Annotated in this window: 8 protein-coding genes; 2 read left to right on the top strand and 6 right to left on the bottom strand. The window is 50.9% G+C overall.

Features of this window, described 5'->3' with window-relative positions; all coding sequences use genetic code 11:
• Positions 1-5: 5 nt before the first annotated feature.
• Genes DESPODRAFT_RS15020 through DESPODRAFT_RS14995 form a run of 6 tightly spaced genes read right to left on the bottom strand, consistent with a single transcriptional unit; the run spans position 6 to position 11,423 of the window.
• On the bottom strand, positions 6-1,739 hold the full coding sequence (locus tag DESPODRAFT_RS15020) for a coiled-coil domain-containing protein (RefSeq protein WP_040016020.1): 1,734 nt from the start codon (positions 1,737-1,739) through the stop codon (positions 6-8).
• A complete protein-coding gene (locus tag DESPODRAFT_RS15015) occupies positions 1,736-4,243 on the bottom strand; it encodes a coiled-coil domain-containing protein (protein WP_004074505.1) in 2,508 nt (835 codons plus the stop codon). Before DESPODRAFT_RS15015 ends, DESPODRAFT_RS15020 begins: the two co-directional genes overlap by 4 nt.
• A gap of 43 nt (positions 4,244-4,286) precedes the next feature.
• The gene (locus DESPODRAFT_RS15010) at positions 4,287-5,582 is read right to left on the bottom strand and encodes a glycosyltransferase (protein ID WP_004074504.1); all 1,296 of its coding nucleotides are present in this window, start codon (positions 5,580-5,582) and stop codon (positions 4,287-4,289) included.
• Positions 5,579-7,759: a glycosyltransferase family 2 protein gene (locus tag DESPODRAFT_RS15005; protein ID WP_004074503.1), complete on the bottom strand. Its 2,181-nt coding sequence runs from the start codon at positions 7,757-7,759 to the stop codon at positions 5,579-5,581. The genes DESPODRAFT_RS15010 and DESPODRAFT_RS15005 overlap by 4 nt, the downstream gene beginning before the upstream one ends.
• Positions 7,756-10,092, bottom strand: coding sequence for a glycosyltransferase family 2 protein (locus DESPODRAFT_RS18790; RefSeq protein ID WP_157488498.1), 2,337 nt, complete (start codon positions 10,090-10,092; stop codon positions 7,756-7,758). Before DESPODRAFT_RS18790 ends, DESPODRAFT_RS15005 begins: the two co-directional genes overlap by 4 nt.
• Before the next feature lie 59 nt (positions 10,093-10,151).
• Positions 10,152-11,423, bottom strand: a complete 1,272-nt coding sequence (locus DESPODRAFT_RS14995) for a DUF4214 domain-containing protein (RefSeq protein ID WP_004074501.1) — start codon at positions 11,421-11,423, stop codon at positions 10,152-10,154.
• Between the two features lie 291 nt (positions 11,424-11,714).
• Here DESPODRAFT_RS14995 and DESPODRAFT_RS21190 point away from each other — a divergent pair, with 291 nt between their 5' ends.
• The gene (locus DESPODRAFT_RS21190) at positions 11,715-12,167 is read left to right on the top strand and encodes a helix-turn-helix domain-containing protein (protein ID WP_245531931.1); all 453 of its coding nucleotides are present in this window, start codon (positions 11,715-11,717) and stop codon (positions 12,165-12,167) included.
• Positions 12,080-12,685 (top strand): IS630 family transposase, encoded by a 606-nt coding sequence (locus tag DESPODRAFT_RS21185; protein WP_040016018.1) that lies wholly within the window; start codon positions 12,080-12,082, stop codon positions 12,683-12,685. Before DESPODRAFT_RS21190 ends, DESPODRAFT_RS21185 begins: the two co-directional genes overlap by 88 nt.
• Positions 12,686-13,342 lie beyond the last annotated feature (657 nt).

Genomic DNA, 13,342 nt, shown 5'->3' with positions numbered 1-13,342 from the left:
ATCAGCTAATCCTCTTTTTCCTGTTCGCGCAGGAGCAGATCCTTGATCAGGTCGATCTGTGCTTCAGCCCGGGCAAGTTCTTCCTGGAGCAACCGCTGGCGATGATTCGCATCCGCTGTCTGCTCCTGGAGTTGCTGTTCTTTCATGCTCAGGCTCTGGTTTTGCTGTTGGAGTTCTTTTATTCTGGCGTTTGCCTGATCTTGCTCAGTGTTGGCTTGTTCCTGAGTCTGTTTGTGTGCCTGCTGGGCTGCGTCAAGCTGCTGTTTGAGCTGGTCCCGCTCTTTGGTCAGGGCCGCGGCTGCGTCGTTTTTCTGTTTCAGCTGGGCTGCGGTTTCTGTGTTTTGCTTTTCTTTCTGGGTCAGCTGCTGATGCAGGGTATTTTTCTGCTCGGTGATCTGCTGAACCTGCTGCTGGTATTCCGCCAGCTGCTGGCGCAACTCTTTTTCTGCGGCAACTTTGGCTTCAAATTCTTTTTTGCCGGCATTGAGCTGTTGTTCAAGACCGGCTTGGGCATCCTGAAGCTCTTTGTTGGTCTTTTCAAGAGCTGCTTTTTCCCGGCCAAGGATTTCGGCCTGCTTTTGCTGCTGGGTGTGCTGCTGCGAAACCTGTTCTTTTTCCTGTTTCAGTTTGGTGAGTTGTTCCTGAGTCTGTTTGTGTGCCTGCTGGGCTGCGTCAAGCTGCTGTTTGAGCTGGTCCCGCTCTTTGGTCAGGGCCGCGGCTGCGTCGTTTTTCTGCTTCAGCTGGGCTGCGGTTTCAGTGTGCTGCTGTTCCTTTTGGGTCAGCTGCTGTTGCAGGGCGTTTTTCTGTTCGGTCATATGCTGAACCTGCTTCTGTTGTTCATCCAGCTGTTGGCGGAACTCTGTTTCGGCCTTGATTTTGGATTCAAGTTCTTTCTTGCCTGCAGTGACCTGTTGCTCAAGACCGGCTTGGGCATCCTCAACCTCTTTGATGCGCTTCTCCAGGGCTGCTTTTTCCCGGCCCAGGGTTTCGGCCCGCTCCCGCTGCTGGACATGCTGCTCAGAAGCCTGTTTTTCCAATTCAAGGGCATGGGCATGCCAATCGCGGATAAAAAATGCGTGCCCTGCTGCGGGATTCAGACCGGGGTGCAGGTGCACAAAGCGGAACCCCCGGGGTTCCAGTATAACGGTCATGGCATGCAGGGTGGAGGTATGCAGCAATTCGTCTTCAGGGTCTGAATCGGTGTTCAGGACCCTTGTGCACACCAGGTTGCATACAGGCAGCAGAGTGGCTGCCCCCTGCACAATGTCGGCGGCACAGAAACAATCGATCACCAGCCAGGTATTGTCATGGGGGGTTGGAATGCCGGCACTTTCAAGGGCCGTATCAAGCGTTTGCACCTGCACGTCTGATTCTCCTGCCGGTTTCAGTCCCGGCCAGATATACTGGAGAGATGCCGGAGGAACAAGGCTGTTTTCATCGGGGTTACCGGCTGTATAGAAAGGGCGCTGTTCATTCCGGGCACCGACCACGGCGTTTATTGCATGCCCGAATTTTGCTTCGGCCCAGGCAAGCTTTTCCGCGCCTGCATCCACAACAATCGCCTGGTTCAGATCCCAGGTGTGCCACTGGTGCAGATATCCGGTGCCGGTGCCGGCCCCGACATGCACAATATTTGCAGGCGGGGCCAGCCTGGACATAAGGGTGAAAATTTGTCTCTCTGCTGCGCGAATGCTCATTGTGTTGCCTCTTTTCTGCTTGTTGTCCTGTCGTTTTTTCAAGCCACCCGAATCTCATGCACCTGGGTGCGGCGCTTGAAAATCTGTTCCACATTCCGGGCCACAGCCGACCATTTAGACTCTTCCTGTCCCGATGAGGTGGCGTTTTCCTCGACCAGGGCCGGAAGATGAGAGATAAGCATACGGATAAATTCGGCATCCTCTCCGGACAATTGGTTCCACACCTCCAGATCCATGGCTTCAGGGAGGGCAAACCTCAGTTCGAGCCTGGGATCATCAGGATTGTTTGAACTGTCAAACCAATTTTTCAGGATGATGCCGGTTTCCTGAGGGAATTCCAGACGCGGGTTGCTGCCGAAATCAAAGGATTGCAGCCCGGCACAGGAAAGCCGGAAAACAAATTCAGGGGCAGCAAAATCTCCACAACTCACGTTTTCCAGGCAGATTTCCAGGTACTCGCAATCTTTGGAAAGCGTTTTTTCATCAATATTGACTTCGTCAAACCGAAGTGTTTGCGGGAATCCGGCAATAACCTCGGAAAAACGGTCCAGACCCCTGAGGGTTTTCTGGACGAGAGAGGCCGGCAGCGTCTCTTCATCAAATATTTCCGTCTTGAGACAGCTTTTAAGAAACTGTGCCGTGGTATGCAAAAGGCTCCACTCCGATGTTGACAGGCTTTTGAGGAGCTTACTTTGTTTTTTGGCTTCTTCAGATGTTTGGGCCACCGGGATCAGATCCCCCTGTGTGATATGGTCAGGATGTTTAAATCTCAACCCGGCAACGCCCCCCAGGAGAAATGTTTCAAATTCAAGCGCAGGATACCTCTGTGACCCGACTTCCAGGTCCCGGACTTCACAGATCAGGCCGGTACCGTCTTCCCCCTGGATGATCCGGACATCACCGTAATCGCAATAATCGGGCATGCGCTTCAACAGGCGTTCCCATCTGGCCTCGGCCATTTCAAGGCATTTGGTTTGTTCTTGATACCGGATCAGGTAATGCGCCAGCTTTTCCTGGGCCTCGTGCAGCTCATACAATCGCTGTTCACTTTCCCGCATGTTTTTTTTGTGTTCGTCTCTCAACGATTGCAATTGCAGCAATGTTTGTTCTTTTTCTTTATTGACCGCTTGATTTTTCTGTTCCAAATCCTTGAACCGGGTCTCTTTGTGCCCCAGTTCTTTTTGCAGGGCCGAAAATTGATGCTCCGTTTCCTGTTTTTTAAGGAATATGGACTCCAGCTCCTCCTGCACCTGGTGGAGCTGCTGCAGGATCAGCTCGTTCTCTTCATTGATCTCTTGATTTTTATGCTCCAGATCTTTGAATCGGGTCTCTTTCTGTCCCAGTTCTTTTTTAAGCTGATCAAGATCACGATCTTTCTTTGCCGCAGCCTGCTGCTGTTGAGTGAGCTTTTCCGCGCCCTCCGTCAACTGTTTCTCCAGGATGGAGATCTGTTCTTCGCGCTGTTTTAACTGCTGATCCTTGCCGTTGACATCGGCTTGAAGTTTTTTCTGTTGCTCACCCCATTGCTTCTCCACTTGCTGTTTCTTGAGCAGCATGGACTCAAGTTCCTCCTGAACCTGGTGCAACTGGCGGAGGATCACTTCGTTTTCTTCACTGGCTTCCCGGCTTTTCTGTTCCAGATCCTTGAACCGGCTCTCTTTCTCTCCCAGCTCTTTTTGCAGGGTGGATGTCTGTTCTTCAAAAACGCGCACCCGGCCGGCTTTGTCTTCAAGCTGTTCTTCTAAATCCGATATCCGGCGGAACTCTGCACTCCTGTCTTTTAATGTCTGATAGCTCTGGACCACATGAATGAACGAAACATGGCCCGGAGGCGTGCTATCTGAAGACTCGAAGGTGTCCGGGATCAGGGTCGAAACCGTGGATTTTATCTCATTCCAGAGGCTTTCGGCTTCCTTGAGCGGACCTGTAAACCCGGCCGCTATATGCCGCGCCAGGGGGACCGGGAACGGATACGGCTCCGGTCCGGGTTCCGGGATACCTGTCAGAGACAGATCCCATTTGTCCCGGCAGGCCTGAATCAGGACGTTGAAGTGCGCGGCACAGTCATGGATTTCCACAAGCAGGCACCGTTCCGGGTGGGCGTGATAGAAGTGGAGCAGATGGGCATGGCACTGATGCCACTGGGAGACAAGGACCTCCAGGTCCAGGGAGGCGGCATCCCGATTTTCCATGAGCCGGGCCAGGTAATGCTCCAGGGAGCAGCAGGTCAGCACAAACACAATGCGGGGATCGAAATCGCCCCAGAAATCCAGCAGGTGTACGCTGCGGTTATCTGCCCATCCCCAAAAAGAATCCATGTTGGAAAAAAAAATTTCACTGGCAAGCTGCTCACCAAATTTGCCGATGGAAGGCATCTCTTCGGCCATCAAAGCGTCATCGCAAAAACGATCATGCCATTGCCGCATGTTCAGCTGCTTGCCGTTTCGTTCAATGGAAAGTGATGCTGCCATTCCGGCCTGGCAAAAGCGTTCTTCAATCTGGATTAAATCCGGCTCTGAAACTCCTGTGATACAAAGCATTTTCATAAGAACCAATTCCTGCGGTGTTATGGGTAATGAGTAATGAGAATTATCTTCTGCGATTCTTTCTCCTGGACGCCGGCTTTGGGCGCAAAGGCTCAGGCGCGCTGACGACCGGGCGCGGGCTATGGATCGGACCCGCCTGATTCAGCAGAAGATCCGTAAGGACGGGCAACGTACTATCCAGGCTTTGATCTTCCAGGTCGTTTGGCGTCCGTGATACCGGCTGCCCTAAAATGTCCACAACCTTGGCGCCAAGGGCAGCATAATCGAAAAAGTCTACCAGGTGCAACCCGTTAAGACGGGAAAATTCGCGAACCGGTGCCGTACCGGAAGCGACCATGGGCACGCCCAGGGCCGCAGTTTCGAGAAATGACCAGGAAAGGATAAAAGGCGTAGTGAGATAGACATGGCAGGCACTGAGGCCGAGTATGGTCAGGTAAACTTTATAATCGACAGTACCCAGGAAATGAACATGCGAAAGGTCCAGGTCCCTGCCCAATTCATCCTGAAGGCTCTGACGCCAGGTACTGCCCAGGGGGTTGATGCCGCCGTATCCGGTGTATCCGGTACCGGCATCCTTACCCAGGATGACGATGTGGGCATCGGGGCGCTTGCGCAGGATCTGGGGAACGGCCCGCATGAACATGTGAATCCCGCGGACCGGCTCAAGATGCCTGGCCACGAAGGTAACGACGGGATCCCCGTACTTCAGGGAAACCGACTGCTTCGGAATCCCAAGGGCACCGGGCTTTGCTGCCCTGATTTTGGCAATGTCCAGGCCGTCATGAACCACTTCCATCTTCTCCTGTGCCCAGGACGGGAAACGGCTCTTCTGCCACTCGGTCGGGGTAATGGCCAGGTCGGCATCGTTCAGGGCATGAAGAAACGGGGTGTTTTTGAGGTGGATGCGCAGTTTATCCGCATCGGAAGTGGGCGGGAATTCAGGATCAAACCCCACCTCCTGGCCTTCTGTATTGTAAAACCATTCCGCATAAACCACAAGCCGGGCATCCGGCCAGACCTCCTTGACAAACAAAGCTTCTCCCCAGCCGGGATGTGCATAGACGACATCGGGATTAAATCCCTGGCTTTTCAGTTTCTGCATGGCGTCTGCCGCGCTTTCACCGCGAAGGATTTTGACATCGGTTTCCTTGAGCAGGTAGGGCATATCTTTTCCAGGGGTCCGTTTCAGGCTGTATCGGATCTGGCTGACACCCGGCACCTGGCCCTGGGGGGTCAGGGCCAGGGCGATGACCCGGTGTCCTTCTTCTGCGAGTTTTTGTGCCAAACGGCCGAATTGGCCCGGAAAACTTTGGTGGATGAACAGGATACTTTTTTTCATAGGCGTGTTTTTCGTTTTCGCGGCGGCAGAGCCAGACCATCAAAAGGCTCTACAACAGCGCTGAGAGTGAGGTTCGGGTTATAAAAAGGATCATCATAATGCCCCCATCGGGTTCTGAAATGATGATATTCCATGTCGCTTCTGGCCTTTTGAATGGGGGTAAGGTCTTTGCCCCGGCTGGCGGATTCCAGATGGTCAAGCTCCGCCCAGGGGGTCCAAAGGATTTGATGGCCCAACTCCCGGATGCGCAGGCAGTAATCAACATCGTTAAAGGCAACGGGATAATGAACCGGATCAAATCCGCCATTGTCCAGGAAAATGGATTTCCAGGTGAGCAGACAGGCTGCGGTCACGGCGCTCCATTGCTGGGTCAGCTGGTTCCGGTACATATACCCTGGGGCATCTGTAGTCCAGGCATTGCCCACGTGCGCCGCAAGCTGATGGGTGCCAACAACCACCCCGCCGTGCTGAACCAGCTCATTGGGCCAGATGAGCTTGGCGCCGACACATCCCACCTTTGGTAATAAAAGAAGGGAAAGCATTTCCAAAAGCCACTCCCTCGACCTTACCCGGGTGTCGTTGTTCAAAAAACATAACACTTCGCCCCGGGCCTCGACTGCCGCCCGGTTGTTCATGGCCGCATAGTTGAAGGCATGGGGATAAGGCAAAATCCTTGCCCCTTGCTGTTCAGCCCTGCGAAATAACTCAAAGGTTTTCTCTTCTGTTGAACCGTTATCCACAATCAGAATTTCCATGGCTTCGTAGGCGGTTTTCTGCCCGAGGGATCCAAGGCAGTCGCCAAGAAGATCGGCCCGGTCCCGGGTGGGAATGATGATGCTGACCCGGGGACGGCGCTTCAGGGGAAAGCTGAGGCGGTTCAGATATGTGAACTGCGGATGCGCCGTTATCTGGGCGCTTGTTGTCCTCAAAAAGGCGCTGTCACGGAGTACCTCCCGGCGCTCGACCGGGTCGACCGGAATTTCGGTTTTGCACAAACTTACAGGAAACGGAAGATGGGCGACCCGATGTTCGGCAGCAGCCAGAATCAGCCGCGTACGCAGGGAAACATGGGATTCTCCAGGCCGTATGTCAAGGTCCCGGATGATCCGGGAGTCGATCAGCACAGGGCCCAAATAATCGTACCCGCAGAATAAAAAGGGATCCCAGGCCGGTTTGAAAAGGGGGCGGATGGTTTCTTCTTTTTCGATCTCGCTATCCCCGTACACCAGGGCCGCCTGTTTCTCGCGGTGGGCTGCTGCCATCCGGACAAGTGCCTGGGGCAGAAGATTCGTGCCCTCACACATCAGCAATACCCCTTCATTTGAGGCTGCCAGGCGTCCTATTTCGGATGCCGGGGCCTCTGCCGGACAGACGGCAACGCCTTTTAATTTTAGAGCAGGGGCGTTGGGGGGAAAATTCTCCTTCCATTCTCGGTAATGCCCAAATCCCAGTGATTTGGGGAGGATGTTTTCGTAATTTTGAAGAATTATTTTTAGCAGCGCCTTGTTCGTCCCAGTGATTTGAACGTTATGAAGCCAGTCGCTTGTAAGCTCAGGAAAGGTTTGTATCCGGACCGGACTGCCGTTCAAGTTACGGTTTTTTTCATCCTGAATCGTAATTTCGTGGGGATTACCGTCTGCAAGGTCCAGAGGCAGGGTCAAGGTAAACCCATGACCATCGGTATTATCCGGCTGGAACCTTCGCTGATCCGCCTGCACCGATACAAGTATTCTGTTGTTCAATATAGCGCTGATCCGAAGGCTTTTACGGTAATTATCCGGATCCACGGCCCATCCGGACAGCCGCAGCCCCCCGTCCGTCATAACCTGGCTCAATTCACTGGTTCCCGAAGCCGTTTTCTCCAATTCCCAAGGCCGGTCAAAGGTTTCGCCGGTGTTGGCCACGAAAACCTCCACCGCCTGTGCCATTGTCAGGACCACCGGGGGAATGGGAATCCAGAATCCGTAGCAGCCGTCGCCATAAGGTCCGGCATCCGGATGAAAGTGCTCTGCCCGGCCGACACCCAGGCTGACACCGTCCACCATCAGCTCAATCCACAGGCGTTGCTCGAGATCCGAAGGGCGAAGGGCCCATCCCGAAATTCCCTGCCCGACGACTCCGTCTATCCGGCCTTTAATAACGCTTTGATCTGTTGTCTTAAATTTTTCAGGAGTCATGCGACGCTCAAGTAGCAGGGAATTTTCCGGTCAGCAGCCCAGGCTGACCACATACGAATCTGTTCCGGATCATTTCCAATGATCAGCATTGCCCTGGCAGGGGTGCTTTTCTCCCTGTCAACAGGTGGGCAGGGGCGGATATTGGCCGGCCTGGGTGTATTGCCCCACAAATCATTAACTCCCAGGACATAAAAAAGCGTACCGTAGCGGCTCTGCTGACTGGCTTGACTGCATAGTCGCCGAAACTCTTCCAGGTGACGGGGAGCCGGCACCAGCCATGCGGGAAATGCCGGTATTTCTGCACAAAAATATTCAGACACCGGGATATGATTTTCCCGTAAGACCACCTCGGCATTGATGCCGGCAGCGCTGATCCAGCCGGCCACATCCTTGTCCAGACAATGGACCCGGCGGATCATGTTAAATGCGTCTTCCGGACAAGGGCTCCCGTTTCGCCACAGCCTCAGAAGCTGCGGTGTTAATTGCCCCAGGCATAATTCCATGGGATAACCGAGCTGCTGTGCGAGCTTGAGAACCGGGGCGGCAAGGCTGTGCAACATAAGGCAGGTGGGGGAAAGGCGTTCCATTGCGGTTTTCAAGTTGGGCCACTGAAGGGGAAGAATAAACCGGGTATCAGCCAGCTTGATCTCCCGGCGTACCTGGAGTGTAACATAGGTCTTAGTACCCAAGTCTTGGATCAGCAAGGCCCCCCATGCTTGATTCTGCAGTTTGCCCGCCTCCCGCAGCAAATCAATATTGGGGCTGTCCTTATCCCAGGCATAGAGGATATGCAGGGGACCGTCCAGGGGCCTGTAAAGTTTCAGGCTCACCGCTTCGCGATGGGGGCGCAGAGGATCGTCCTGAAGAAACTGCCGGTACTGTTTGTCGTATTCGGGATAACGGGAAAACAACGCTTTATTGTTCTGTGCGACCAGGGCCTTTTTCCGGAGACCAAAGGAGCGGTTACCGAAATGGGCCACGAAAACGTTCAGGGCGACAAGGTTGCAAAAGCCCGCTTTTTTCGCCCGCAGGCAGAGATCCACCTCTTCTCCGTACCCGCTGAACAACCAATAGCCGTCAAGGCCGCCGATCCGGTTCAGCAATTCCCGGGTCACATACATGCAAAACCCCACCCCCACCGGAATCTCCAGCCAGGGACGTCTACCCGCAGCGTCCTTAAAGGCTTGATCAATTTTAGCTGTTGTCTTTCGCGAGGTCACATCCGCCGGGTCTCTTGGCGAGGGAAAAGATACCAGTTCGGCAAAAGAGCCCATGGGCGTAATCGTACCGACCTTGGGGCATGCCCTGGAAATCCGGTGAAGACGGTCGAACCAGTCTCCATTGACAATGGTATCTGCATTGAGCAGGACAATATCCCGGTTCGGATACTGCCGCAAGCCATGATTCACCGCGCCTAAAAATCCTAAATTTCGTGGCGTTACCTCAAGTTTTATCTTTTGAAACCGGGCCAACCTTTCAAGATATTGGAACAAATGCCGGTCCGGGCCATGATCCCAGACGACCACGATATCAAAGGGGGTGGTGCAAACCCTTTGACTCGCCAAAAGGCTGGCAAGGCTAATCCAGGTGGCCCTTTTATCGTCATATACCGGCATAAGCACGACCGGCCGCCCTGTCCGGTTTGTTTTTCTTACACTGATACTTGATACCGGCTCACAGGTCAGCGGGCTTCCCGGAATGTCCTTATGATCCGGACTGAATACCCGCAGGGAATAGGCGTCTTTCGACTCCGGCAGAGCCAATGCAAAGCTTCGCAACGCGTGGGTTCCGCAAATTTGCATGGACGTATGTAATATTGTTGGAGACGACGCCCCACCCCCTATGGGTTCAATTCGCGGGCCCATTCCAACGGGAAGCCAGGTCCAGCCCATTACCTGATTACAGTGAATGCCAACGCTTCCGCTGACAATGCGGCCTTGCCGGGTCAATTCAGCTAATAGCCCAGCAGACGGCGGATGGATAAAAATACCTTCCAGCAGGCTTAAGAGACGCTTGATCACCTCTTCATTACCGACTTTCACGGCAACCTGGATAGCCTGCGCCAGCCATATTGTCTTCAGGGGAAGGTAGTTAACAGCCTCTTCCCATACTGCCATTGATTGGGAAAACCGCCCTGCTTTTGAAAGGGCCTTGGCGTATAGAACATAGCTTTCCGGCAAATTGGGATAGTTATGGTGCATGATTGAGGCGCTGCTGACAGCCTCGTCCAGGCGGTCCTGAACCATCGCACCAATCGTCTGTTGTGCAAGTATTTCTGCGCTGGTGCCGGGCCTTATAGGAAGATAGGCGATGTGATTTAAATCTGGATTCAACAAAATAAAAAAACATCCCCGACCCGAAGGTCGGGGATGAATAGAGCGTTTAAAATGACTTATTGTCCACTGTCAATATCAATGACGTACTGTGTTCCGTTGATGCCCATAAGCTGCACGGCTTCATCGCTTTCAGCAAAATGAGCGGCAACCTCTGCCTGGGACATTCCTTCAGATATTTTGCCCAGCCAGAATTCCTTACCTTCAGTATCCGCTTCACGTTCGAATGTGCTATCATAAAGGTTGTCCAGGAATTCGGAGTTCATATTAATGACATACTCCGTTCCGTCGATGCCCTTAAGGTGAGCTTCATCGCTATTAGCAAAACCACTGACAACCGCAGCTTGGGACATACCTTCAGACATCTTGTTCAACCAGAATTCCTTGCCTTCAGTATCCGCTTCACGGCCTAATATACCCTCATAAAGGCTATCTATAAACTCCGAATTAGTTTGAGATCCATTCTGGGAAAGATATTCCTCTGACGCCATCATGGAAGCAGCGATATGTTGCAGAGAATCTCCGTCCTCAAGCTTTCCAAGCCAGAACTCCAGACCGCCAAGGTCAGCTTCACGATCGAAAAGGACTTCATACAAACGCCCAACTACGGCTTCAGAGGCGCCATCTGCCAAAATGGAGATACCGTCGTTGTACTGAACCACTTCAACGTTCTCAAGCTGGATGGGTGCACTATTCAAAGTAACTATACCGTCCTCAATGGTAATTGAGTGTTCGCTACGGCTATCATGCACATAAGCATCATCAAACCCGGTACCACCGTCAACAGTCGCAGAACCCTGATCGGTGTTTACTATAATAACATCGTTACCGTCTCCGGCGTCAATCGTGGGGGTACCGTTACCGGTCAGTGTAATGGTATCGTCACCACTACCTGTTGCAATACTACTGTTTCCCCCACCGGTGACAATGACCTCATCCTCACCGTTACCTGTAATAACGGTATCATTTCCACCGCCGGTTTCAATACTTACGTTACCGTCTCCCGTCGTAGTGATCCTATCATCACCAGAACCGGCAACAAAGATCCGGGCGCTGGTATTTGTATCCAACGCAACTGTTGCAGGCGGTGCATCCGCATCCATAATAATGATTGGGGTACCCGGGTCTTCGGACAATGTCTGACCAGAACCCACGCTCAGGATAACGGTTCCGTCGTCCGGAGGCATGCCATCATAGGCCTGTATGGTTGTCTGACCAGCAGTACTGTTATTTTCTAAAAGAGCTGCAATAGCCGAAGAGGTTTCTTCGCTGAGCCCAGAATCCTTCAAGGTATCGACGACCTCAGAGGTACTTTCAGTATATTGCGCCATAAACGCTACTCCTCTACCTTTATATTATTAATGATAAATAAATTCAATCTGTTCGCCATTAAGGACTGAGGATTGAATAAAACATGAGCCTTTGGATTTTTCTTTTCGATTTAACTGACCCCTGACAGTTTTTTTTAAAAATGAACATTATCGAAATCAGGCAGTAAGTAGGTGGACAAATATAATTCCTGTATAATCTTGCTTTGCAACAAATCATTGTTTTTTTAAATTTGCATAGCAAGGATATCAGATGAGACGTACGGGTAAAAATTTATTTCTCCAATTGAGCCGTTGGCATTAAAATGGCTGTCACTTATTGAATTTTCGGATGAAGAGTCAAACCGTACTAAACTCAGGGCTCAAGCAATCCGATTGAGCAACTCTGGGTATAGTATCAGTCAGATTTCACAAATATGTTTGACCACTCAGGAAACAGTTTCGAAGTGGATTGATGGATGGGAAAAATATCAATTTGACTCTTTAATTGATAAACCACGTTCTGGAAGAACGCCGCTGATCCATAGTGAGATGCATGATGAAGTTATTGATATTGTGAAGAAAAATCCAAGACAACTTAAAAGTGCCATTACTGAAATACAGGAAAAATTTGGTAAAAAAGTCAGCGTAAAAACCCTGAAACGGATTATAAAAAAAAACTGCGTTGGTGTCGAGGACGGAAATCTCTCAAAAGCAAACGCAATGAGAACGAGTTCAGGGAAGCGCAAAAGGAAATTGAAATCTTGAAAGATGAAGATCAGGCAAATATCATTGACTTGTATTATTTTGATGAATCTGGCTTTACCGGCGTGCCTGAGATTCCATATGCCTGGCAAGATGAGGATGAGCAGCTTTTGCTTCCGAGTGGAAAAACCTCAAGAATCAATGTGTTGGGATTCTTGAATAAGCAAAATGATTTCTTTCCTTGCGTTTTTGACTGCTCAGTTACTTCAGATATTGTAACCGCCTGCTTTGATGCGTTTTCACGTTACATAACAAAAAGAACCATTGTTGTTCTGGATAATGCTCCAATACATCACAGCGCCATTTTTAAATCTCAAATTGGGACATGGGAAGAAAGAGGCCTTTTTCTATACTTTATCCCCAAATATTCACCGGAGTTGAATCTGATTGAAATTTTATGGAAACATATCAAGTACTTTTGGCTATCAACATCTGCTTATAAAGGATTTGAATTTTTGAAAACTGAGTTGAATAATATATTGGCAAGCGTCGGTAAGGAATTTACAATTTCGTTTTCTTAACCTGGATTTATATTTGTCCATGTACTTAAATCAAGCATGATCTAAGGAAAAATCTATGAATAAGACCTTTGTAGATCAATTCTTTGAAATTATCAAATTCAATTACATTTTGAAAGGTTTTTTTAGTTTCTCACAACTATTAAAATTGTATGATTTTTTAAAATTTCAATTAAATTTCAGTCGAGAACTCGCGACTGTCCAGTTGTATCAATATTTATTTTAAACGCTGGATCATCGGTGCGCCACGAGGCGCCTATACTACTCGTGGATGAAAGTTCCACCGGAAAAGCGTAGACCCAGCGCATTCCGTATCGAGTCTTGGGCTTGTGTCGGTAACGGCACAGGCTAAGCGTAGACAGAGAGATTGCAGGCCGTAAGCATTTGCTGAAGTGATTGAGCCCCGAAAAAAGTATGTTGGAATGGCCGATGATTTCGATGATTCAGAAGGCAATATTCCATGTGTCGTTTATGGGAAGATACACGGAGCATTCCCGGGGTCTGAGAGCATGGCATGTAATCAAAGCAGATAGGTGAACGTGGGAGATCCTGACGTCTCTTTCAAGGAGGAAAGTATTGACTGACAAGTGTAAAGGCGAGGAGGTCAAGATGGATGGCAGGAAGTCAGATGAGTCATAGTACCGTTGAACCGGGGTAACG

This window comes from Desulfobacter postgatei 2ac9 (assembly GCF_000233695.2).
Classification (GTDB): Bacteria; Desulfobacterota; Desulfobacteria; order Desulfobacterales; family Desulfobacteraceae; genus Desulfobacter; species Desulfobacter postgatei.
This window is presented reverse-complemented; position numbering and strand designations above follow the sequence as displayed.